The organism is Streptomyces sp. NPDC001401, assembly GCF_042895385.1.
Taxonomy (GTDB): domain Bacteria; phylum Actinomycetota; class Actinomycetes; order Streptomycetales; family Streptomycetaceae; genus Streptomyces.
Window position 1 is genome coordinate 609,929 of the sequence record NZ_JBIAWI010000003.1, and the last position, 23,405, is coordinate 633,333.

The following is a 23,405-nucleotide window of genomic DNA, read 5'->3' on the forward strand; positions in this document are numbered from 1 at the left end:
TCATGTGTGCGACCCCTGTGTGGCCGTCAGCACTTCTCACGCAGTGAGTGCAGGTATGCGCTGGAGCGGCGCGCGAACGTGAACGACTCGGTCGGCTGGTCGTGTTCGGTCTGCCAGTGGTGGGCGAGGCGCTCGCCGCGCAGCCGGGTCACGGCGGAGATGAAGCGCTGGTAGTCGATGTCGCCGTCGCCGACGTCGACCATGCGGTAGCCGAACTGGTTCGACGGGTCGCTCACTCCGTCCTTGACGTGGAAGAGCGGGTAGCGGTGGGGCTGCCTGAGCACGTAGTCGAGGGGTTCGAAGGGAGCGGGGCTGCCGTCGGGCCGCTTCGAGAAACGGAACTGACCGGCGTAGGCCCAGAAGATGTCCATCTCCAGGTATACGAGGCCGGGATCGGTCTCGGCGAGCAGCACGTCGTAGAGACGGACCTTGGGATTGTCGGTGGCGAACGCGAACTCGTCGGAGTGGTTGTGCTGGTAGAACTTCATGCCGCGCGCCTTGGCCGCCGCACCGTACGCGTTGAACTCCTCGGCGGCCCGTTTCCATCCGTCGACGGTGTTTCCGTAGCGGCCCGGGCCCGAGGCGGTGCCGATGTGCTTGAGGCCCAGGGCCTCGGCGTCGTCGAGGACCTTGGTGAGGTTCTGGGCGAAGGTGTAGGCGCTCGGGTCGCTGGAGTAGTAGCCGACGTGGCTGCCGATCGGGTTCAGACCGTGGTCCTGCGCCAGCCGCCTGAGCTGGGCGAGGGTGATGGGGCCCGCGGAGCCCTGGGTGTAACCGGCGAACTCGACCTCGTCGTACCCGTACTTCTCCAGTTCGGCGAAGACGGGCGCGAAGCCCAGCGTGGAGACCTTGTCGCGCAGGCTGTACAGCTGGATGCCGAGCCGCCCGGGCGGCAGGACGGGACGTCCGCGGCCGGCGGCAGGGGCTTCGGCGGCGGTGGCGGGGGCCGTGGCGGCGCCCAGCAGCGCGGCGGCCGTGGCGCCCGCGGCCACGCCGAGCATGCCTCGTCTGCTGAGGCGGTGGGTGAGTTCGGGATCGGTCTGGGAGGTGCGGCTCATGCCTGGAACTCCTCGGTGTCGGAGGGCGTTGTCAGTGGTGAGTGCTTCACTTGTGACCAGTCGGAAAAGACGGGTCCTGCGGGACCGGTCGGGCGAGACCGGCGAGTTGGAGCAGCAGTGACTTCACATCGGTGGCCGCGACGCGGTCGCCGACAGCGCGGGGGGTGGAGCAGATGAGGAGCGGACCGTCGTCGTCGCTCGCAGGAAGGCGGCCGTGGCTGCCTCGAATAGGTGACGGGTCGAGGGGTACGACCGCCATCCGGTAGCGCAGGCCCAGCTTCTTGCGGGCAAGCGCCGTTGCCGCCTTGACCTTGACGTAGGGGTCGAGCGGATCCATGAACAACTCGACCGGGTCGTAGCCGGGTTTGCGGTGGATCTCGACGAGCTGTGCGAAGTCGGGCGCGCGGTCGTCGTCGAGCCAGTAGTAGTACGTGAACCAGGCGTCCGGCTCCGCGACGGCGACCAGTTCGCCCGAGCGCGGATGGTCGAGGTGGTGGGTCTTCTTGCCCTCGTCGTCGAGGAGTTGCTCGATGCCGGGCAGGTCGGCCAGTGCCGCGCGGGTGGCGTCGAGGTCCTCGGGCCGGCGCACATAGACGTGGGCGATCTGGTGGTCGGCGACCGCGAACGCGCGGGACGCCATCGGGTCGAGGTACTCCATGCCGTCCTGCGTGTGCACTTCCAGCAGTCCGGCGCGGCGCAGGGCCCGGTTGATGTCGACGGGGTGGTCCGCGCGGGTGATGCCGTACTCGGACAGCGCCACGACGGTACGGCCCTCGGCGCGCGCGTCGTCCAGGAGCGGGGCCATGGCGGCGTCCAGGTCGGCGGCCGCTTTCAAGGAGCGCGGGTCGTCGGGGCCGAAGCGCTGCAGGTCGTAGTCGAGGTGAGGGAGGTAGCAGAGCGTCAGGTCGGGGTGCCGGGTGTCCATGATGTGGCGGGTGGCGTCGATGATCCACTGGCTGGAGACCAGGTCCGCGCCGGGGCCCCAGAAGTGGAAGAGGGGGAAGGTGCCGAGTCTGTCGGTGAGTTCGTCGTGCAGGGCCGGGGGCCGGGTGTAGCAGTCGGGTTCCTTGCGGCCGTCGGCGTAGTAGACCGGACGGGGGGTGACGGTGATGTCGGTGTCGGCGCCCATGGCGTACCACCAGCAGATATTGGCGACCGTGTAGCCGGGGTGCGCGCGGCGGGCGGCGTCCCAGAGTTTGTCTCCGGCGACGAGTCCGTTGTGCTGCCGCCACAGGAGTACGTCGCCGAGCTCGCGGAAGTACCAGCCGTTGCCGACGATGCCGTGCTCGGACGGGTGGGTGCCGGTGAGGAAGGTGGACTGAGCGGCGCAGGTGACGGCGGGCAGGACGGTGCCGAGCGCCGCCCGGGAACCGGACCGGGCGAGCGCCTTGAGATGGGGCATGTGGTCGAGGAGACGCGGGGTGAGGCCGACGACGTCGAGGACGAGGAGGGGAGTGGGGTCCGGACCGGCCCGATGGGTGCTCATGGGAGTTCCTTCAGGCCGAGGTCGGTCAACAGGTCGCGCGCCAGGGTGAGTTCGGCGGCGATGCCGTCGGCGAGCTGGGCTCGGCCGCGGGGCCGCAGGTCGGGGGGCAGGGCCTGCCAGGTGTAGGTCTCCACCTCGAGGTGGCGGGTGAGCGGGTGCGGGCCGCCGACAAGCCGGGCCAGCGCGGCCTTCAGCACAGGGAGCGTGGAGGTGAGGGGCGCGGCGGGGGCCGCGTGCAGCGGGACGTGGAAGTGGGCGCGCCAGGGTGCCGCGTCGGGCAGGGTGCCGGCTTCGAGGGCCTCGCCGAGGTCGTCGGTGCCGCGCAGGTCGGCGGGAGTGGTGGTGCGGGTCTGGTGCAGGAAACGGGGTTCGTCGAAGGCGGCGAGGGCTGCGCGGACCTCGGGTCGGTGGGGGTGCTCGGCGTGCAGGGCGGCTGAGAGCTGGGACTTGACGATGGGGACGCGGGCCGTGGCGAGCGCGTCCAGGGCGGTGTGCGGGTCTTCGAAGGAGGTGGCGAGGTGGCAGGTGTCGACGCAGATGCCGATGCGGTGGTGGGCGATCGCGGTGAGCGGGGCGAGGGCGTCGCCGGTGGTCTCGACGACGCAGCCGGGTTCGGGCTCGAGGCCGACGCGGATGGAGCGGCCGGTCAGCTCGGCGAGGGCGTCGAGGCGTTCGCCGAGAGTGAGGAGGGCGGCATGGGCCTTCTCTGCGCGCGCGTCGTCATAGACGGTGCGCCAGGCGAGCGGCAGCGTCGAGATGGTGCCCTCGGTGATGTCGTCGGGGAGGAGCCCGGCGAGGACTCGGGCCAGGGCGGTGGTGTGGTCGAGGCGTTCCGGGTCGGCCCAGTCCGGCCTGTACACGCGGTACTTGACCTCCTCGGCGCCGAAGCCCTCATAGGGGAAGCCGTTGAGGGTGACGACTTCGAGGCCGCGCCGGTCGAGCTCGTTGCGCAGGCCGCGCAGCGCGGACGGGTCGGTGACGAGGGCGTGCGCGGCGTCCTTGGCGAGCCACAGGCCGATGCCGAGACGGTCGCGGCCGAGGCGGCGACGGACGGGTTCGCAGTGCTCGCGGAGCTGTGCGAGGACGCCGTCGAGGGTTTCGGCCGGGTGGACGTTGGTGCAGTAGGCGAGGTGGACGGTGGAGCCGTCGGGGTGGCGGAAGCGCATGGCTCACGCCCCGCCGCGCAGGATCGAGTTGCCCTCGTGGGTGGCTTCCGTGGCCGTGATGTCGAGGTTCAGGCGGCCGCTGAGCCCGTAGAAAGCGACGGGGTTGCGCCACAGCACCCGGTCGACCTCGTCCTCGGTGAAACCCTCGGCCAGCATCAGGTCGCCGACCCTGCGGGTCTTGAGGGGATCGCTGCGGCCCCAGTCGGCCGCGGAGTTCACCAGCACCTGCTCGGTCCCGTACGCGCGCAGGATCGCGACCATCCGCTCCTCGTCCATCTTGGTGTCGGGATAGACGGAGAAGCCGAGCCAGCAGCCGCTGTCCTTGGCCTCCTTGACGGTGGTCTCGTTGAGGTGGTCGACCAGCACGCGGTCAGTGGCCAGTGCGGACTCCCGTACGACGTCGAGGGTGCGGCGCAGGCCGGCGAGCTTGTCGCGGTGCGGGGTGTGGACGAGCGCGGGCAGTTCGTGGTCGGCGGCGAGCTGGAGCTGGGCGGTGAGGGCGGTGTCCTCGGCGGGGGTCATCGAGTCGTAGCCGATCTCGCCGACGGCGACGACCTGGTCCTTGACGAGATAGCGGGGCAGTTCGTCGAGGACGGGCACGCAGCGCGGGTCGTTCGCCTCCTTGGGGTTGAGGGCGAGCGTGCAGTGGTGGGCGATGCCGTACTGGGCGGCGCGGAAGGGTTCCCAGCCCAGAAGGGAGTCGAAGTAGTCGAAGAAGGAGGCGGGTGAGGTACGGGGCTGGCCGAGCCAGAAGGCGGGTTCGACGACGGCGCGGACGCCGGCGGCGTGCATGGCCTGGTAGTCGTCGGTGGTCCGTGACGTCATGTGGATGTGGGGGTCGAAGATTCGCATCAGGACTCCTTGCCGTCGCTGCCGCGTGCGCCTTGTGGGGCGGTCTGCGCGGGTGGGGTGGCCGTGGGGTCGGTCAGGGTCAGGACGCGGTACAGGTCTTCGGGCACGGGACGGCCCGCGGCGGTGCGTTCGGCGGCGTAGTCGCCCAGCATGCGGGCGAGTTCCGAGTCGGCGTGGGCGCGCCGGTGCAGGTCGGTGACCTCGTCGACGGACACGCCGGTGAACAGGCATTTCAGGACGGCATGGCGCCAGGGGTGGGGGGCGAGGTGCCGGGCGGCGTACGGGCCGACGGCGGCGGCGAGGAGCCTGGTGTCGTTGGTGCGCAGGGCGTCCTCGACGAGCGGGAGGGCTTCGGGGCCTGTGACGAGGTGGGGCAGGGCGTGGAGGACGGCGCGGCGTTCGGCGGCGGTGCCTGGAAGTAGACGCGGGTGAGGGCGTCCGTGCCGGCGCGGGCGGTGTGCAGGATCAGCACGCGGGCGGCGTCGGCGTGTTCAGGACCGCATCGGCGTCCGGCTTCGGCGAGGCGCAACTCCCATACGGAGATGGGCCCGTGGATGCCGGGCTGGGCGGCGGCCTCGTTGAGGGCCTGGTCCAGCCAGGCGCGGGCGGCTCCGCCGAGGTGGGTGGTGAGGTGGCCGTGCAGCTCGGCCGGCGAGGCGAGGGCGGGGGTGGTGCCCCTGAGGTCTGCCGCGGGGGTGTCCCAGGCGGTGTGCGGGTGTGTCATGAGGTGCTGCTCCCTTCGGGGGTGGCGGAGGGATCGCCGTGCGGTGGGGCGGGGTGGGACGGGGCGACGGCCGTTTCGGCCGCGCGGCGGAGGAACGGGAGGGAGTGCCCGGCGAAATGGGGGCCCGCGTGGGAGTGGCGGGGCAGTTCGACGACGGTCAGACCCTGGTAGCCGGTCGCGGCCAGGGCCGCGAGGACGGGCGGGAAGTCGATCTCCCCGTCTCCGAAGGGGAGGTGTTCGTGGATGCCGCGGCGCATGTCCTCGATCTGGACGTGCCGCAGCCAGGGGGCGGCGGCGCGTACGCAGTCGGCTGGAGAGAGGGGTTCGAGGCACTGGCAGTGACCGATGTCGAGGGTCAGACCGAGGCCTTCCGGGTCGCCGAGGATGCGGCGGAGCCGGTGGAAGTCGGCGAGGGTGGCCAGGAGGTGGCCCGGTTCGGGCTCGACGGCGAGGGGCACGCCGGCGGTGGTGGCGGCGTCAAGGACGGGGGTGAGCGCCTCGGCCAGGCGTTTCCACGCCGTGTCGGTGTCCGTCCCCGTCGGTGTGAGCCCGCTGAAGCAGTGCACGGCGTGGGCACCGAGATCGGCGGCGACCTGGACCGCGCGGATCAGCAGGCCGATGCGTCGGGCCCGGTCGTCGGGATCCGGGTCGAGCAGCGAAGGGCCGTGCTTGCGCCGCGGGTCGAGCACATAGCGGGCGCCCGTCTCCACGGTGACGTCCAGCCCGAGCTCGTCCAGCCGCCCGGCGAGCCGGTGGGTGCGGGCGGCGAGGTCGGGCGCCAGCGGATCGAGGTGCATGTGGTCGAGGGTCAGCCCGACGCCGTCGTAGCCGAGGTCGGAGAGCAGGGCGAGGGCGTCGTCGAGACGGAGGTCGGCGAGCCCGTTGGTGCCGTAGCCGAAGCGGAGGGAGGAGGCGGGGTGGGTGCGTCGGGGTCGGTCATGTGCCCCGCTGCCTCCAGAGCGCCGGGTTCCGGGGGTCATGTGACGCTCACCTTCCTCCCGAACCTCCTGGCGAGCGGGGCGAGAGCGGCGACGAGCAGGGCGGTGGCGCAGGAGCCGGAGCGTGCGGTGAGCGAGGCCTGGAGGGGAATCGTGGCGCGGATGCCGCCGGCGACGGCTCGTTGGGTGAGTGGGGGTGACGGGTTGAGAGCGGCGTGGAAGTAGGGGCGGGCGGCGGTGGCTGCGTAGGCTGCGGCAAGGGCCAGGCCCAGAGCTGCGGCGGTCGGTTGCGGCGCGGAGCCATACGCTGACCGACTCCGTGGGCCGACAGCGGATGCGAGGCGACCTGCGCGGCGCGTGGCTGGGGCGCCGGGCGGAGCCGAGGCGGCTTCGCGTGCCCCGAAGACGAACTGCGCCGTCGGCCGACGCCAAGTGGCCACGGCCGCCAGGGCATCGGTGGCGCCGGGCACGGCCGGAGTGCCCGGAGTGCCCGGAGTGCCCGGAGTGCCCGGCACAGGGTGCGCAGTTGCCCGCGGCGCCACGGGGCCGCGATCAGCGCCGCCAGGCACGACCGGAGTGCCCGGCACACCAGGCGCCGCTGCGTCCAACTCCACGCAGCCGCGCCCGCTCCGCCGGTGTCGAGGCGTGCCGGTTGCGATGCCGTCCGCGTGGGTGCCCGGCAGGCCGCGGGCGGCTGCTTCCCGTCGGCCTGCCGGGGGTCGGGGGGTGAGCAGCCGGGTCAGCAGGCCGGTGGCGGCAAGGGCGGCCAAGGGGGCCAGGGGTGAGCCGCCTCTCGTCTCCTGGCGGGACACGGCTGTCACCGCGAGGGTGTGTGTGCCGAGCAGCGCCGCGGAACCCAACGCCTGACGGGTGCGGCCGGTTGTGGCAGCGGCGCCGAGGAGCAGGTCCAGTCCGCGGGCCGCGGCCATGGCGACCGGTCCTGCCGGGGTGTGCTTCAGGGCGAGGTCGTATGCCCAGACCGTGGCCGCGAGGGGCGCGGCGACCGCGAGGGCGGGGCGGCCTGCGCGGGCGGCGAGGGCGAGGCCGGCCCCGGTGAGGGCGCAGGCCGTGGACAGGGCGGCGGTCGGGTGGATGCGGCCGGAGGGGAGGGGGCGGTGGGGGCGTTCGGCGGCGTCCTCCTCGCGGTCCGCCCAGTCGTTGAGGGCCATGCCGGCTTCGTAGAGGCAGAGGGAGGAACCGATGGCGAGCAGGGTGCGGGAGTTCGGGGCCGCGGCGACCGCTGCCGCGCCGGCGAGGGCGTCGCCCGGAACCGTGAACAGGGCGGGGAGGCGCAGCAGTTCGGCCCAGGCGAGCCTGCGGTTCGGGGGGTGGGTGCTTCTCCGCTGCGGGCTCGGTGCCCCGCCCGCCGGGGTTGCCATGTCTGCTTCGGAGACCCGCCGCGTCGTCACAGCGCCCCCGCTCACCGCAACTCCCCCAGTCGGCCGGAACCATCGGCACGACCGGAACGGCCGGAGCCGTCACCCGTCCCGCCCCGGTCCCCCGCGGACTCGCCGGCCCGCGCGCCCGCCAACCGCTCCGCAAGCCCCGTCAGCGCCGCGTACTGCTCCGCCAGCGCTGAAGGCCCTTCCCCCACCGGATCCTTGAAGTAGAAGCCGAGTTCCCCGAGCGGACCGGACAGACCCGCCTCGTGAGCGCGTGCGACCAGCCGCGTCAGGTCGAGTACCAGGGGGGCGGCCAGCGCCGAGTCGCAGCCCTGCCAGATGGTCTGGAGGATCATGCGGGTGCCGAGGAAGCCGTCGAAGGCGATGTGGTCCCAGGCGGTCTTCCAGTCGCCGAGCGCGGGGACGTCGTCGATGTGGACCTCGCCCTCGGGGGTCGTGCCGAGGGTGTCGGCCAACACCCTCTCCTTGCCTGCGTTCTTCGCCGCGGCGGCGGCCGGGTCGGCGAGGGCGGCGCCGTCGCCTCCGCCGAGCAGATTGGTGCCGGACCAGGCACGCACCGCCAGGGCGCGCTGCGTGAACATCGGGCCGAGGACGGAGCGCAGCAGCGTCTGGCCGGTCTTGCCGTCGCGGCCCGCGTACGGCAGTCCGCTGGATGCCGCCGCTGCCGCAAGTTCCGGGTGATGCAGGCCCGTAGAGGGGGTGAAGTTGACGTACGGGCAGCCCGCGCGCAGGGCCGCCGCGGCGTAGAGGGAGCTGGGTGGGAGGGACCGGCCCGTCGCGGGAGGCTCGGTGGAGGCCACGCTGACCACCACCGCCCGGTCGAGGCGCTTTCGCCGTACGAAGTCGCGCATGTCCTCGGCGAAGGAGGCGATCAGCTCCTCCTCGGTCCTTGCGTCACCCGGCACCGGGCCGCCCGGTCTGATCTCCCGGTCGGCGGCCGCCAGTTCGGCGGCAACTGCTGTGGGGAGGCCTGGTGGGAGGACGCCTCCGGCCGCGAGGGCCTCGGCGCGTTTGGGCAGCGGGCAGTCCAGGGTGTCGTGTCCGCCGAAGACGAGGGAGGACAGCGCCGGCAGGCCGCTGTCCGCGAACACAGGGGTCTCGGTGACCAGGCCCGTCGGAGCGTGCAGGCCCGCGGTCACGGCGGCGCAGCCCGCGACGACGGTGGTGGCGACGGAGCCGCGGGCGCCGATCAGCCATACGCCGACGCGCTGTTGGGAGAGAGAAACGGAATCGGACGCGGACATGGGCAGCCTCCTTGTCGAACGCGTCGTGCGCGACCCCCGGTACGAGGTGTCGGAAGACGGCGGGCGGAGGTCCGGCGTCCCCCGCCCGCCGCCGCTCAATTGCCCTTGACGGGCAGTTCCTTGCTGCCCTTGACGGGCAGTTCCTTGATCCGGATGTCGCGGAAGGACACCTGGTCGTCGGCTCCGTGGTTCTGGATGCCGATGTGTCCGTCGACGAGGCTCCGAGCCGGATCGGTGTTGGTGAAATCGTTGATCTTCACGCCGTTGAGCCAGACACGGAGGTGTTCGCCCTCCACGCGGATCTCGTACGTGTTCCACTCCCCCGGCGGATTCAGCGCGCGGTCGCGCTTCTTCAGGTCGGCGGACTGGAAGCCGTAGACGGACCCCGTCGTCTTCTCGGGCACGTCCGTGGCGTCGATCTGGATCTCGTAGCCGTTGTTCACGGCCGACCACGGGTCGTCCGAGGGCGGGAAGCCCACGAACACACCGGAGTTGTCGTCACCGTCCGCACCGGCCATCTTCCAGTCGAGCTTCAGTGAGTACGAGGAGAAGCCCGACGTGGCGTACCAGAGCAGGCCCATGCCGCCCGACGACGTCAGCGTGCCGTCGTCGTCGCGGGCGAAGGTGCCCGGGCCTGCCTGTTTCCAGTTCTCCAGCGACGCGGCCGTACCGTCGAAGAGCGGGCGGTAGCCGTTCTCCGTGCGGCAGTCGGCCTGTGCGTCGCCGATGGCCCAGCGGATGCCGCCGAGCAGGTGCTGTCGGAATGCGGGTTCGGTGTACGACTCCTTGGTGTGGCCGCCGCCCGTGTAGAAGGCGCGGCCGCCCCGGTAGTTCTGGCACCAGGCGATCGGATGGTCGCCGTTCATGGTGCCGCCGGTGTACGAGGACTCGTCGAGCGAGGCCAGGACATGGACGCGGTCCCGGGGATTGGAGCGGTAGTTGTACCACTCGTCCCTACGGTCCCAGGTCTGCGCCAGTCCCGAAGTGGCCGGGTGGGCGCGGTCCTCGACGTTCACCGTTGCGGGCTGGATCGCCGGGTGGGACTGGAAGTAGGCGCCGACCAGGCCGCCGTAGAACGCCCAGTCGTACTCGGTGTCGGCGGCGGCGTGGATGCCGACGTAGCCCCCGCCGTGCCGGATGTAGCCCTCGAAGGCGCTCTGCTGAGCCCCGTCGAGCACGTCCCCGGTCGTCGACAGGAACACGACCGCGTCGTAGCGCCCCAGGTTCTGCGCGGTGAACGCCCCCGCGTCCTCGGTCGCGTCGACCGTGAAGCCGCCGCTCTCGCCGAGCTGCTTCACCGCCGCCACGCCGTCGGGGATGGAGTCGTGCCGGAAGCCGGCCGTCTTGGAGAAGACCAGCACCCGCTTCGCGTCCTGCCCGGAGTGCGAGGCGGCCGGACCCGAGACGCAGCCGAGGAGCAGTGCGGCACCCACAACAGCGGTTGCCAGTCGGCCTGTTGAGCGCATCACGTGTCCTCCTCTCAGCCGGTCGTGAAGGTGAAGTCGTCGACGTCGAACAGAGCACCCGATCCGCCCTTGAAGACCAGGTAGAGCGTGGTCGTGCCCCTGGGTGCACGGGACAGGTCGGCGCTGACGTCCTGGAAGGTCTCCCAGCCGCCGGTCACCGGCACGGTCGCCCGGCCGAGCAGCGTGCCGGTCGAAGAGCCCGCGCGGACCTCCAGCGTTCCGCCGGCACCTCCTGACGCGATCCGCGCCGTGATCTTCTTGGCGTTGCTCAGGACGTACGGCTTGAACGAGATCCAGTCGCCGTTGTCGATGTCGCCGACCGTCTTGCCGCCGTGCGCGGTGTCCTTGGTGATGACGGAGACGCCGGAGGCGTTGCCGAAGTGCTCGGCCTGGCGGTGCCGGGGCTGCAGGACGCTCTGGTCGTGCGAGGTGAGCGGGGCCTGGCCGCCGCCTCCGCCGTCGGTGTACTCGGCGTCGAGGACCCCGAAGATGTTGGCGTCCTCGTCGTGGCCGCCGTCGGCGCTGGTCCGGATGGTGCCGGTGCACCCGTTGGCAGAGGTCTGCGGGTGGCCGTGGGTGTCGTGACCGAGGATGAAGTTGACCTTGACCTTCGAGCAGTCGACGGCGGTCCCGTCCTCCGGGTCGGTGACCTTCACCTTGAACGGGATCGCGTCACCGAAGCTGAACAGCTGCCCGTCCTGGGGGAGTTCGAGCGTCACCTTGGGCGCGGTGTTGCCGACGACGATCTGCACGCTCGCGCTGCCGGTGCGGCCGGTCGGGTCCTTGGCGGTCAGGGTCGCGGTGTAGGTGCCGTTCTTCTTGTACTTGTACGCCGGGTTCGCCGCCGTCGACGTGCCGCCGTCGCCGAAGTCCCAGCTGTACGTGAGGGCGTCGCCGTCCTGGTCGGACGTGCCCGCGGAGGAGAACTGCACCTTCAGCGGCGCCTGTCCGGAGGTCCTGCTCGCCGCCGCCTGCGGAACCGGCGAGTGGCCGCCCGTCGCGTTCTCGATGCGGTACAGGGCCGAGTTCTCGTCGCCGCCGAACCAGGCGGTGCCGTAGTCGAGGACGTAGAGCGCGCCGTCGGGGCCGAACGCCATGTCCATCACCTGGGTTCCGGTCCACGGGAAGGCGTTGATCGACTGCACGGTTCCGCTGCCGTCGCTGACGATCCGCTTGATCCAGCGGCGGCCGAACTCCCCGGCGAAGAAGTTCCCGTCGTACGCCTGAGGGAACTTCACGGGCGAGTCGAGCGAGGCGTCGTAGTGGTAGACCGGGCCGCCCATCGGGGACTCGGAGCCGTCGCCGAACTCCGGCACGGACGGGCCGTTGTACGGGATCCAGGCGGGCTGGGCCGGGGGCAGGTCGGTGAGGCCGGTGTTGTGCGGGGAGTTGTTCTTGGGGGCGCTGCAGTCGAAGGACGCGCCGGACGTCTTGGTCGCGAAGTCGTAGTCCACGTAGGCGTCGTTGGCGCCGGTGCAGTACGGCCAGCCGAAGTTGCCGGGGCCGGTCACCCGCGCGAACTCGACCTGGCCGGCGGGGCCGCGGGCCGGGTCTGCTGCGCCCGCGTCGGGGCCGTAGTCGCCGACGTAGAGGATGCCGGTCTTCTTGTCGACGCTGAAGCGGAACGGGTTGCGGAAGCCCATGGCGTAGATCTCGGGGCGCGTCTTGTCCGTGCCGGGAGCGAAGAGGTTGCCGTTCGGGACCGAGTACGAGCCGTCGGCGTTGACCTTGATGCGCAGGATCTTGCCGCGCAGGTCGTTGGTGTTCCCGGCCGAACGCTGGGCGTCGAAGGCCGGGTTGCGGTCGGCGCGCTCGTCGATGGGGGTGTAGCCGTCGGACTGGAAGGGGTTGGTGTCGTCGCCCGTCGACAGGTACAGGTTGCCGGCCGCGTCGAAGTCGATGTCGCCGCCGACGTGGCAGCACAGGCCGCGGGAGGCCGGGATGTCGAGGATCTTCGTCTCGCTGGCCGTGTCGAGGGTGCCGTCGGTCTTCAGGACGAAGCGGGAGAGGCGGTTGACGCCGTCGAAGGGCGCGAAGTCCGCGGCGGTGCCGGTTTCGGGGGCGTCGCCCGTCGGCGTGTTCAACGGGGGTGCGTAGTAGAGGTAGATGAAGCGGTTGGTGGTGAAGTCCGGGTCCACGCCGACGCCTTGGAGGCCTTCCTCGTCGTGCGAGTACACGTTGAGTTTGCCTGCGAGGTGGGTGTTGCCCGCCGCGTCGGTGATGCGGAGTTCGCCGTCGCGCGAGGTGTGCACGACCGAGCGGTCCGGCAGGACCGCGAGGGACATGGGCTCGCCGACCTCCGGTTCGCCCTTGGCGAGGGTGACCTGCTGGAAGTCCTCCGCGGCGGACGCCGCGGGGGCCGCCCCCGGGTCGGCGACGGCTGCGCCGGCCCGGGGAGCGGTGAGGGTCAGTGACGCGCCCGCCAGCAGCACCCCACCGAGCAGGGCGGCTGCCTTGCGGAAGGACGGGCGTCGTCTGTGGGTCTCGATTCTGTCGGTGCTGGTGGTGCGGTCGTTCCCGTGCACGGGTGCCTCCAGAGTGGGGCCGGTTGTACGGGCGGGTGCGAACGCCGGGATGCGCCGTCATCCCGGAGAGCTGATGGTTTGTCAGTTTCTGCTGGGTGGAGGTCAGTTGCCGAACGCGGCGTCGAAGGAGGCCGACGGCGGCTCGAAGTCGTAGGCCTTGAGGCTCTTCAGCGCCTCGGGTGCGCCCTGGAGCCGGTCCATGCCGGCGTCCTCCCACTCGACGGAGATCGGTCCCTGGTAGTCGATGGAGCGCAGCATCCGGAAGACGTCCTCCCAGGGCACGTCGCCGTGGCCGGCCGACACGAAGTCCCAGCCGCGGCGCGGGTCGCCCCAGGGCAGATGGGAGCCGAGGCGTCCGTTGCGGCCGTCGAGGCGTTTGCGGGCCTCCTTGCAGTCGACGTGGTATATCCGGTCGCGGAAGTCCCACAGGAAGCCGACCGGGTCGAGGTCCTGCCAGACGAAGTGCGACGGGTCGAAGTTCAGGCCGAAGGCGGATCGGCCGTCGACTGCCTCCAGAGCGCGCCGAGTTGTCCAGTAGTCGTAGGCGATCTCGCTCGGATGGACCTCGTGCGCGAACCGCACGCCCTCCTGGTCGAAGACGTCGAGGATCGGGTTCCAGCGTTCGGCGAAGTCCTCGTAGCCGCGCTCGATCATCGACTCCGGCGCGGGCGGGAACATGGCGACCAGGTGCCAGATGGCGGAGCCGGTGAAGCCGATGACGGTGTCGACACCGAAGGCGGCCGCCGCCCGCGCGGTGTCCTTGATGCGGTCGGCCGCGCGCCGCCGTACCCCTTCCGGGTCCCCGTCGCCCCACACCTCGGACGGCAGGATGGCCTGGTGGCGTTCGTCGATGATGGCGTCGCAGACGGCCTGGCCGACCAGGTGGTTGGAGATGGCCCAGCACTTGAGGCCGTACTTGTCGAGCAGCTGGTGGCGAGAGTCGACGTACGACGGATCGGCCAGCGCTTTGTCGACCTCGAAGTGGTCGCCCCAGCAGGCGAGTTCGAGGCCGTCGTAGCCGAAGTCGCGGGCGAGGCGGCAGACCTCCTCGAGCGGCAGGTCGGCCCACTGGCCGGTGAAGAGCGTGAACTGACGCGGCATTTCCCTGAACCCTCCTCAGCCTCGGGCGGCTATGAGCGTGTAGACGGAGTTCTTCTCGGCGCTCTCCTCCACCGCCGCCAGCACGCGCTGCACCTGCAGGCCGTCGGCGAAGGAGGGTTCGGGCTGCCGACCCTCGGCGATCGCGTGGACGAGGTCGCGGGCCTGGTGGACGAAGGTGTGCTCGTAGCCGAGGCCGTGGCCCGGCGGCCACCAGGCGTCCAGGTAGGGGTGGTCGGGTTCGGTGACGAGGATGCGGCGGAAGCCGGCGTGCGCGGCGGGCTCCGTACCGTCGTGGTACGACAGCTCGTTGAGGCGCTCCAGGTCGAAGGCCAACGAGCCGCGCTCGCCGTTGAGTTCGATGCGCAGGGCGTTCTTGCGGCCGGTTGCGTACCGGGTGGCCTCGAAGGAGGCGAGCGCTCCGGAGTTGAAGCGGCCGGTGAACAGGGCGGCGTCGTCGACGGTGACCTGTCCCGTGCCGGCGGAGGCGACCGAGGACAGGCCGCTGCTTGCACCGGCGGGCAACGGCCGCTCCCGCACGAAGGTCTCCGTGAGAGCGGAGACGCCCGCCAGCTGCTCCCCCGCCAGGTACTGCGCGAGGTCGACGACGTGCGCACCCAGGTCGCCGAGCGCGCCCGAGCCGGCCAGTTCCTTGCGCAGCCGCCAGGTGAGCGGGAACTCCGGGTCCACGAGCCAGTCCTGAAGGTACGTCACCCGCAGGTGCCGCAGGGCGCCCAGCCGGCCCTCGGCGACCATGCTCCGGGCGAGCGCGGTGGCCGGCACACGGCGGTAGTTGAAGCCGACCATCGCCAACTGGCCGCGCTGGTAAGCCACTTCGGCCGCCTGCGTCATCGTCTCGGCCTCCTCGACGGTGTTCGCGAGGGGCTTCTCGCACAACACGTGTTTGCCGGCGGCGAGGGCGGCCAGGGCGATCTCGGCGTGGCTGTCGCCGGGGGTGCAGATGTCCACGAGGTCGATGTCGTCCCGGGCGACCAGGGCCCGCCAGTCGGTCTCGGCCGACGCCCAGCCGTGCCGGTCGGCCGCGGCGCGCACGGCATCCGCGTCGCGTCCGCAGATCGCGGCCAGGACCGGGCGGCGGGGCAGGTCGAAGACGCGGCCCACGGTGCGCCAGCCCTGGGAGTGGGCGGCGCCCATGAACGCGTAGCCGACCATACCGACGCGCAGCGGCGGCTTCGCGCCCTCCGGTCCGTCCGGCTGCTGGGGCTGTCCCATACGGATGTCCTCCTCGTCCTCGTGGTGATTGCGCCGTGGGGGGTGCGGGGCGGAGCGGTCAGCGGAAGCCCGTGGGCATGTACTGGTCGACGTTGTCCTTGTCGACGACGGCCGAGTAGAGCGTCAGCGAGGCCGGGATCTCGAACTCGGCGAGACCGCCGACCCCCTTGCCCTGGCCGAGCGCGCGGGCCAGGTCGATCGCGGACGCGGCCATCGTCGGCGGGTACAGGACGGTCGCCTTCAGGACGCCGTTGTCCTGCTTGATGGCCTGGAAGGCGGACAGCGCGCCCGCGCCGCCGACCATCAGGAAGTCCTCGCGGCCGGCCTGCTCGATGGCGCGCAGGGCACCCACGCCCTGGTCGTCGTCGTGGTTCCACAGGGCGTCGAACTTGGGCTGAGCCTGCAGGAGTTGGGCCATCTTGGCCTGCCCGGACTCGACCGTGAACTCGGCGGCCTGACGGGCCACCTTCTTGATATTGGGGTAGTTCTTCAGTGCGTCGTCGAAGCCCTGGGTGCGCTGCTTGGTCAGCTCCAGGTTGTCCAGGCCGGCCAGTTCGATGACCTTGGCGTTCGACTTCCCCTTGAGCTTCTCGCCGATGTAGGTGCCTGCGTTGAGGCCCATGCCGTAGTTGTCGCCGCCGATCCAACAGCGGTACGCCTGCGGGGAGTTGAAGACCCGGTCGAGGTTGACCACCGGGATGCCCGCGCGCATCGCCTTGAGCCCGACCTGGGTGAGCGCCTTGCCGTCGGCGGGCAGCACCACCAGGACGTCGACCTTCTTGTTGATCAGGGTCTCGATCTGGCCGATCTGTGCGGCCGTGTCGTTCGAGCCCTCGGTGATCTCCAGGGTGACGTCGGAGTACTTCTTGGCGCGGTTCTTGGCATTGTCATTGATGGCGTTGAGCCAGCCGTGGTCGGCCTGCGGTCCTGCGAAGCCGATGGTGACGTGCTTGCCGGGCTTGTCGTCGGCGGCCGACTGGCCCGACGCGGCCGGGCTCTCGTCCTTGGTCTCGTTACTCGTGCAACCGGCGAGGAAGGCGGTGGCGGATACGGCTGCGGTCCCGAAGAGGAGTCCTCTGCGGCTGGTGGTATGTGACATAGCACTGCGCGACACAGCACTTGTGGAATGTGACATAGTACTGACCCTTTCCTCAGGTCGTGCTCGCGGTACGGCGCTGAACCAGCACGGCGGCCACGATGATCGCGCCCTTGGCGATCTGCTGGACGTCGCTCTGCAGGTTGTTCAGGGCGAAGATGTTGGTGATCGTCGTGAAGATCAGGACGCCGAGCACGGAGCCGGTGATCGTCCCCCGCCCTCCGCTGAGCAGCGTGCCGCCGATGATCGCGGCCGCGATGGCGTCGAGCTCGTAGAGGTTGCCGTTGGTGTTCTGGCCTGAGCCGGACAGGATGATCAGCAGGAAGGCGGCGATGCCGCAGCACAGCCCGGACAGCAGGTACAGGTACAGCCGCTGTCGGCGTACGTCGATGCCGGCGAGCCGGGCCGCCTCGGCGTTGCCGCCGACGGCGACCGTGCGGCGGCCGAAGGTGGTGCGGTTGAGGATCAGCCAGCCGATGATCGTCACGACCGCGAAGACGATGACGAGCGGGGGGACGCCCAGCACATAGGCATCACGCTCGCCCAGGTCGAGGATGCTGCTGACGGTGACGATCTGCGTCTTGCCGTCGGTGATCTGCAGCGCCAGGCCACGCGCCGAGGCCAGCATGGCGAGCGTGGCGATGAACGGGACCATTCCGCCGTATGCGATGAGCACCCCGTTGACCAGGCCGCACCCGAGGCCGACGATCACCGCGGTGAAGAGGATGCCCGCGAAGCCGTAATCCTGGGTGGCGACCGTCGTCGCCCACACGGAGGAGAGCGCGACGATCGCGCCGACCGACAGGTCGATGCCGCCGGAGGTGATGACGAAGGTCATGCCGACGGTGACGACACCGATGACCGAGGCCTGGGTGAGGACGAGTTGGAGGTTGCGGGTGTCGAGGAACTCGTCGGGCTTGGTGATCCCGCCGATGAGGATCAGCGCGGCGAGGACGCCCAGCAGGGAGAGGGTACGGACGTCGGCTCGGGCCAACAGGCCGCGCCACATGGGTGGTTGGCCGACCGACGGCACCTTGTCGGTGTTGTCCCGGGGCGGGGAGGCATGCTGTGTCATGACGCCGGGCTTCCTTCCATGACCAGGTCGAGTACGCGGTGTTCGTCGAGTTCGCGGGCGGGCGCCGTGTGGACGACGCGGCCCTCGCGGAGCACCAGCACACGGTCGGCGAGGCCGAGCACCTCGGGGACTTCGCTGGAGACCAGCAGGACGGCGAGGCCCTCGTCGGCGAGCCGGCGGACGACCGCGTACAGCTCGGCGCGGGCGCCGACGTCGACACCGCGGGTCGGCTCGTCGAGCAGCAGGACGCGGCAGCCGCGCAGCAGCCAGCGGGCCAGGACGGCCTTCTGCTGGTTGCCGCCGGAGAGGGTGCGGACCGGCACGGAGGGGTTGTCGGGGCGGAGCGACAGCTCGCGGGTGGCGGCCCGTGCGGCGCCCAGTTCGGCGCCCCGGTCGATCCAACCCCCGCGTGCGAAGCGGGACATGGAGGAGACCGAGACATTCCGGGTGACGGACTCTAGCATCAGCAGGGCCTGCGCCTTGCGTTCCTCGGGAGCCAGCCCGAGCCCGGCGCGGACCGCGGCCCGCACACTCCCCGGCCGCAACGCCCGCCCGTCGACCCGGACCTGGCCGGTGGTGGGCTTGCGGGCGCCGTAGATCGTCTCCAGGATCTCGGAGCGCCCCGAGCCGACGAGTCCGGCCAGACCGACGATCTCGCCGGGCCGTACCTCCAGATCGAGGGGTGCGAACTCCCCCTCCCTGGACAGCCCTTGCACCTCCAGCACGGGCGCTGCGTCCGCCCCGGACTCGGGCCGCTCCGGAAAGACGTACTCGACGTTCCGTCCGGTCATCAGCGCGACCACCTCACGCGTCGGCGTCGATTTCGCGGGCAGTCCGCCGGCCACCGCGCGCCCGTCCTTCAGCACGGTCACCCGGTCGCCGATCCGCCGGATCTCCTCCAGGCGGTGGGAGATGTAGACGACGGCGACCCCGTCGGCGGTCAGGTCGCCGACGATGCGGAAGAGGTTGTCGACCTCGTCCGGGTCGAGGGCGGCGGACGGCTCGTCCATGACGATGAGGCGTACGTCGTGGGAGAGCGCCCGGGCCATCGACACGATCTGCTGCTGGGCTGCGGACAACTCCCCGACCAGCCGCGCCGGGCTGATCTCCGGGTGCCCAAGTCGCTTGAGAAGTTGGGCTGTTGACGCTCGCGCGGACTTTCTCCGTACGACGAATCCAGCCGCCGTCGGCTCGTGGCCCAGGTGGACGTTCTCCGCCACTGACAGGTGTTCCACCAGGTCGAGTTCCTGGTAGATGGTGGCGATGCCGCGGCGCATGGCGACGATCGGCGAGCGAAGAGTGACCTCGTCGCCGCGCCAGCGGATGGTGCCGGTGTCGGGCTGGTGGGCGCCCGCCAGGACCTTGATGAGGGTGGACTTCCCGGCCCCGTTCTGACCGAGCAGACAGTGCACTTCACCGGCCTGGACGTCGAGGTCGACGCCGTCGAGGGCCCGGACTCCGGGGAACGACTTGGTGATGCCGGACATGCTGAGCAGCGGTGGTTCTGGTGCCATGAGGGTCCCCTTGGCGGGCGTGCGGGCCGGTTTCAGGGCGTTTTCGGGCAGGCGTGTTCAGGGCAGGGCGCAGCCGGGCGCGGTACGGGTGATCTCGTGTTCCGAGGTGCGGTTGCGCGGGCGAGGGTGCGGTTTACGCGGGCGAGAAGAGATGGTCGCTGATGAGCCGGGCCGCGCCGATCACTCCGGCGGTGGGGCCCAACTCCCCAAGCACGATGGGCAGGTTGCCCGTCGCGAGGGGCAGCGACTGACGGTAGACCTGGGTGCGGATGGCGGCGAGCAGGGTGTGGCCGAGGCCGGTCACCCCGCCGCCGATCACCACCAGGCCGGGGTTGAAGAAGGAGACCAGTCCGGCGATGACCTGGCCGGTGCGGTTGCCGCCCTCGCGGATCAGGTCGAGGGCGGTGGCGTCGCCCGCGGCGGCCGCGGCGGCGACGTCGACGGCGGTGAGGGTGCCGTTCGCCTCCAGCCGCGAGGCGAGTTCCTCCGACCGCCCCTGCTGGGCCGCCTCCACGGCGTCCCGGGCGAGGGCCGCGCCGCTGAAGTGGGCTTCCAGGCAGCCCCGGTTGCCGCAGGCGCACGGTCGTCCGTCGGGCACGGCCTGGATGTGCCCGATGTCGCCCGCGCTGCCCGTCACCCCGCGGTGAACCTCACCGCCGGCGACGATGCCGCATCCGATGCCGGTGCCGATCTTGACGCAGAGGAAGTCACCCACGGAGCGTGCGACGCCCGCGTGCTGTTCCCCCATCGCCATCAGGTTCACGTCGTTGTCGACCATGACCGGGCAGCCGAGTTCCTGGCTGAGCGCCTCCCGTACGGGGAAGCCGTCCCAGCCCGGCATGATCGGCGGAGCCACCGGTACGCCCTCGGGGAAGCGGACCGGCCCCGGGACGCCGATGCCGGCGCCGTCGAAACCCTCCGCGAGCCCCGAGGCCTTCAACTTCGCTGCCATGGACAGGACTTGCTCGAAGACCGCGACGGGGCCCTCGCGTACGTCCATGGGCTGGTTGAGGTGGCCGAGGATCTCCAGTTCGGCGTTGGTGACGGCGACGTCGACCGAGGTCGCGCCGATGTCCACGCCGAGGAAGCGCAGTTCCGGGTTGAGCCGGACGTTGTGCGAGCGGCGCCCGCCGCGCGAGGCGGCGAGTCCGTCGGCCACGACCAGGCCCGTCTCCAGCAGCCGGTCCACCTCCACGGCCAGCTTGGACCGCGAGAGGTCGACCTGATCGCCCAGCTGCGCACGGGAGTTGGGGCCTCCGTCGCGCAACAGCTTGAGCAGCTTGGCCTGATGGGCGTTCGCGGGTCGTGCCGTCATGCGTCTCACGAGCCCCTCCCCGCCTCAATCGGCCACCAGTTGTTCGGGCTTTCGAGGGGAACGTAGCAGCGAACCGCGAACCTGAGAAGAAGCTGTGCACGAATTGCCGTCGACTTTCTCCACTCTCAGGACAAACGAAACTCGCACGCCCCGTGCCCGGCCGCCCCATACGATCTGGTCAACATCGGTCCAGGGGGAACACACATGAACAGCGCGACGGAGAAAGTGCCGGGTCGCAGGGTCACCACTCTCGAGCTCTTCTTCGACCTCGTCTTCGTCTTCACCCTCACCCAGCTCACCGTTCTGCTCGCCGGCGACCTGACGTTCGTCACGGCGGGCCGGGTCGCGCTGATCTTCGTGGTGCTGTTCTGGATGTACGGCGCCTACGCGTACCTCACCAACCAGGTGCCGCCGGACCGCCCCGCACGCCGCCTGCTGCTGATGCTGGGCATGGGTGCATTCCTGGTCTGCGCCCTCGCCATCCCCCGTGTCTTCGACGACACCGGCGTGGTCTTCGGACTCGGCTTCCTGGCCGTCGTCGTCGTGCACACCGCGCTCTACACCCGCAGCCACGGCCGGGACTCCGTCTGGTACGGCGTCCCGAACGCACTGGCCGCCGTGTCCGTCACGGCGGCAGGCCTCTTCGACGGGCTCGCGGCGGACGGCCTCTGGCTGCTCGCGATCCTCCTCCAGTTCGTGACGCCGTTCCTCGCCGAGCACGGGCCGGGCAGGGCCGACGGACAGCGGTCGGCCGACGTCATGCGCGTCCAGCTGGGCAGCCTGGACCCGGCGCACTTCGTGGAGCGCCATGGCCTGCTGCTGATCGTCGCGTTCGGCGAGTCCGTCATCGCGATCGGCACCGGCATCGGCCAACTGCCGCTCACACCGGGCCTGTTCGGCGGGGCGTTCCTCTCGTTGGCGCTCGCTGTCGCGCTGTGGTGGACGTACTTCGTGCGCGACGAGGAGGGCGCCGAGGCGGCGTTCCATGCGACGCCGGCGCCGGACCGCTGGCGCCTGGCGATGAACGCGTACTACTACGCCTTCCTGCCGATGCTGCTCGGCATCGCCTACCTGGCGACGGGCGTGAAGAAGACGCTGGGCCATCTCACGGAACACCTGCACACGGCCCCGGCGCTGGCCCTGGCGGGCGGTGTCGCGCTGTTCCTCGCGGGGGACGCGGCGTTCCGTGCGGTCCTGCGCCTGTACCCGGTGCGCTTCCGGGCGACCGCAGCGCCGGTGGCCCTGGCCACCACACTGCTCGGCGTCCGTGTCTCAGCGGTCGCCGAACTCCTCGCCCTGGTGGGGGTGTTGGTGGTCATGCTGATGGTCGAAGCCCGTTCCTGCGGCAGCGCGAGGGAAGCTCAGTCCTTCGCCCGCTCGTGATACGACCGCCGTGTGTGCTCGGTGTGTTCGCGCATCAGCTGGGTGGCCCGCTGTTCGTCCCGGTCCGAGATCGCGGCGATCAGCGCCCGATGCTCGATCCAGGACTGCCGGCCCCGCTGCCGGGCGATGGGCGTGTAGTACCAGCGCACCCGGCGGTCCACCTGGGCCGCCAGCTCCGCGAGGACCGCGTTCCCCGCCAGCTCCATGATCTTCGCGTGGAAGCGGGCGTTCATGGCGACGGCCGCGTCCACGTCGTCCGCCGCGACCGCCTTCTCGCCCTCGGCGCACAGCTCCTCCAGCACCGAGATCCCGGCGCTGCCCGCGTTCGCCGCGGCCAGTCTCGCCGCCTCGGCCTCCAGGAGCGTACGGACCGTCAGGAGCTGGTCGGCCTCCTCCTCCGTCGGCTCGTGCACGAACGCGCCCTGGGCGGGCCGCAGATCGACCCACCCCTCGGTGTTCAGCCGCTGCAGCGCCTCGCGCACCGGCTGGCGCGACACACCGAGGTGGCCTGCGAGTTCGCTCTCGACGAGGTGCTGGCCCGGCTGCAGGGCGCGCGTGGTGATGAGTTCGAGGAGTGCCTCGTAAACGCGGTCGCGCAGCGGGCCGGGCCGTTCGAGCTTGGGTACCGCGCCCTGCGGCAGTCCTGTCGACAACATCGGTCGGTCCCCCTCCTGAGCAGCGCGGAGCAACTGCAGCCGGAAAGCCAGTATGGATTGTCTTTCGTCTACAGTCTACGGCGCACAGTGGCCAGTGGTACGGGGGGTCGAGTGCGTCACATCGGGCCGTACGCGCAGGTCACGGGCAGCGGACGACCTGTCCGGCGTACGACAGGTTCCCGCCGAAGCCGAACAGCAGCACCGGATCCCCGGTCGAGACGGCGCCCTGCTCGACGAGCTTGGAGAACGCGAGCGGGATGCTCGCCGCCGAGGTGTTCCCGGACTCGGCGACATCCCGGGCGACGACGGCGTTGACTGCACCCAGTTTCTCGGCGAGGGGCTCGATGATGCGCAGGTTCGCCTGGTGCAGCACGACTCCGGCGAGGTCCTCGGGCGCGAGCCCGGCGCGCTCGCAGGCCTTGCGTGCGATGGGCGGCAGCTGCGTGGTGGCCCAGCGGTAGACGCTCTGCCCCTCCTGCGCGAACCGCGCGGGCGTGCCCTCGATGCGCACCGCGTGCCCCATTTCGGGCACGGAGCCCCACAGCACGGGCCCGATGCGGGACTCGTCCGAGGCTTCCACGACGGCGGCCCCCGCTCCGTCGCCGACGAGCACGCAGGTGGTGCGGTCGCTCCAGTCGGTCACGTCGGACATCTTGTCGGCGCCGATGACCAGCGCACGGGTCGAGGCGCCCGCCCGGACCGCGTGGTCGGCGGTGGCCAGGGCGTGGGTGAACCCGGCGCACACGACGTTGACGTCCATCGCGGCGGGCGAGGGGATGCCGAGGCGGGCGGCGACCCGGGCGGCCATGTTGGGCGAACGGTCGACCGCGGTGGACGTGGCGACCAGCACCAGGTCGATGTCGCCGGGCCCGAGACCCGCCGCCGCGAGCGCCTTGGCGGCGGCGTGGGCGGCCAGCTCGTCGACCGGCTCGTCGGGCCCGGCGATGTGGCGTGTGCGGATGCCCACCCGGGACGTGATCCACTCGTCACTGGTGTCGACCAGACCCGCCAGGTCCTCGTTGGTGAGTACCTTGGCGGGCTGGTAGTGGCCGACGGCGGCGATGCGCGAGCCGTTCATTGGGTGGTCCCCCTCGTTGCCTTGGGTAGCGGGATCCACCAGTCTGATCAGTGACTCACGGGTACGACGGCAGCCGAGACGACAGGATTCGGGCG

18 protein-coding genes and 1 pseudogene are annotated in these 23,405 nt (G+C 71.1%); 1 reads left to right on the forward strand and 18 read right to left on the reverse strand.

From position 1 onward, the window contains the following. Positions 1–26 precede the first annotated feature (26 nt). The 16 genes and pseudogenes from ACFY10_RS14745 to ACFY10_RS14820 form a co-directional block, all read right to left on the reverse strand. Positions 27–1,058: a sugar phosphate isomerase/epimerase family protein gene (locus ACFY10_RS14745; RefSeq protein ID WP_390665456.1), complete on the reverse strand. Its 1,032-nt coding sequence runs from the start codon at positions 1,056–1,058 to the stop codon at positions 27–29. 46 nt (positions 1,059–1,104) lie between these two features. Further along, a complete protein-coding gene (locus tag ACFY10_RS14750) occupies positions 1,105–2,544 on the reverse strand; it encodes an alkaline phosphatase family protein (protein ID WP_390665457.1) in 1,440 nt (479 codons plus the stop codon). Then, positions 2,541–3,710 carry a metabolite traffic protein EboE gene (gene eboE / locus ACFY10_RS14755; RefSeq protein ID WP_390665458.1) on the reverse strand — a complete coding sequence of 390 codons (1,170 nt, stop codon included), beginning with the start codon at positions 3,708–3,710 and terminating at the stop codon, positions 2,541–2,543. The genes ACFY10_RS14750 and eboE overlap by 4 nt, the downstream gene beginning before the upstream one ends. Positions 3,711–3,713: 3 nt before the next feature. Continuing rightward, positions 3,714–4,562, reverse strand: a complete 849-nt coding sequence (locus tag ACFY10_RS14760) for a TatD family hydrolase (RefSeq protein ID WP_390665459.1) — start codon at positions 4,560–4,562, stop codon at positions 3,714–3,716. Further along, positions 4,562–5,286 (reverse strand): annotated as a pseudogene (locus ACFY10_RS14765) (EboA domain-containing protein). Before ACFY10_RS14765 ends, ACFY10_RS14760 begins: the two are co-directional and overlap by 1 nt. Continuing rightward, positions 5,283–6,266: a sugar phosphate isomerase/epimerase family protein gene (locus ACFY10_RS14770; RefSeq protein ID WP_390665460.1), complete on the reverse strand. Its 984-nt coding sequence runs from the start codon at positions 6,264–6,266 to the stop codon at positions 5,283–5,285. The pseudogene ACFY10_RS14765 and the gene ACFY10_RS14770 overlap by 4 nt, the downstream one beginning before the upstream one ends. Further along, positions 6,263–7,603: an SCO3242 family prenyltransferase gene (locus tag ACFY10_RS14775; protein WP_390665461.1), complete on the reverse strand. Its 1,341-nt coding sequence runs from the start codon at positions 7,601–7,603 to the stop codon at positions 6,263–6,265. The genes ACFY10_RS14770 and ACFY10_RS14775 overlap by 4 nt, the downstream gene beginning before the upstream one ends. Positions 7,604–7,644: 41 nt before the next feature. Then, complete coding sequence (locus ACFY10_RS14780) at positions 7,645–8,871, reverse strand: inositol-3-phosphate synthase (RefSeq protein ID WP_390665462.1); 1,227 nt, start codon at positions 8,869–8,871, stop codon at positions 7,645–7,647. Between the two features lie 95 nt (positions 8,872–8,966). Next, positions 8,967–10,337, reverse strand: coding sequence for a ThuA domain-containing protein (locus tag ACFY10_RS14785; RefSeq protein WP_390665578.1), 1,371 nt, complete (start codon positions 10,335–10,337; stop codon positions 8,967–8,969). Positions 10,338–10,351: 14 nt separating this feature from the next. After that, positions 10,352–12,862: a PQQ-dependent sugar dehydrogenase gene (locus ACFY10_RS14790; RefSeq protein WP_390665463.1), complete on the reverse strand. Its 2,511-nt coding sequence runs from the start codon at positions 12,860–12,862 to the stop codon at positions 10,352–10,354. 102 nt (positions 12,863–12,964) lie between these two features. Next, positions 12,965–13,963 carry a sugar phosphate isomerase/epimerase family protein gene (locus ACFY10_RS14795; protein ID WP_390665464.1) on the reverse strand — a complete coding sequence of 333 codons (999 nt, stop codon included), beginning with the start codon at positions 13,961–13,963 and terminating at the stop codon, positions 12,965–12,967. A gap of 15 nt (positions 13,964–13,978) precedes the next feature. After that, positions 13,979–15,193, reverse strand: a complete 1,215-nt coding sequence (locus tag ACFY10_RS14800; protein WP_390665465.1) for a Gfo/Idh/MocA family protein — start codon at positions 15,191–15,193, stop codon at positions 13,979–13,981. A 58-nt stretch (positions 15,194–15,251) separates the two neighbouring features. Then, positions 15,252–16,292 carry a substrate-binding domain-containing protein gene (locus tag ACFY10_RS14805; RefSeq protein WP_390665466.1) on the reverse strand — a complete coding sequence of 347 codons (1,041 nt, stop codon included), beginning with the start codon at positions 16,290–16,292 and terminating at the stop codon, positions 15,252–15,254. Between the two features lie 52 nt (positions 16,293–16,344). After that, positions 16,345–17,364: an ABC transporter permease gene (locus ACFY10_RS14810; RefSeq protein ID WP_390665467.1), complete on the reverse strand. Its 1,020-nt coding sequence runs from the start codon at positions 17,362–17,364 to the stop codon at positions 16,345–16,347. Further along, the gene (locus tag ACFY10_RS14815) at positions 17,361–18,878 is read right to left on the reverse strand and encodes a sugar ABC transporter ATP-binding protein (protein ID WP_390665468.1); all 1,518 of its coding nucleotides are present in this window, start codon (positions 18,876–18,878) and stop codon (positions 17,361–17,363) included. Before ACFY10_RS14815 ends, ACFY10_RS14810 begins: the two co-directional genes overlap by 4 nt. 133 nt (positions 18,879–19,011) lie before the next feature. Continuing rightward, positions 19,012–20,193, reverse strand: coding sequence for an ROK family protein (locus ACFY10_RS14820; RefSeq protein ID WP_390665469.1), 1,182 nt, complete (start codon positions 20,191–20,193; stop codon positions 19,012–19,014). A 204-nt stretch (positions 20,194–20,397) separates the two neighbouring features. On the opposite strand from ACFY10_RS14820, the gene ACFY10_RS14825 reads away from it, so the two are divergent. Further along, complete coding sequence (locus ACFY10_RS14825) at positions 20,398–21,576, forward strand: low temperature requirement protein A (RefSeq protein WP_390665470.1); 1,179 nt, start codon at positions 20,398–20,400, stop codon at positions 21,574–21,576. Here ACFY10_RS14825 and ACFY10_RS14830 read toward each other — a convergent pair. Together ACFY10_RS14830 and ACFY10_RS14835 are read right to left on the reverse strand one after the other, a co-directional pair. Then, complete coding sequence (locus tag ACFY10_RS14830; protein ID WP_390665471.1) at positions 21,555–22,232, reverse strand: GntR family transcriptional regulator; 678 nt, start codon at positions 22,230–22,232, stop codon at positions 21,555–21,557. The genes ACFY10_RS14825 and ACFY10_RS14830 overlap by 22 nt on opposite strands. A 139-nt stretch (positions 22,233–22,371) precedes the next feature. Next, a complete protein-coding gene (locus ACFY10_RS14835) occupies positions 22,372–23,310 on the reverse strand; it encodes a beta-ketoacyl-ACP synthase III (protein WP_390665472.1) in 939 nt (312 codons plus the stop codon). Positions 23,311–23,405 lie beyond the last annotated feature (95 nt).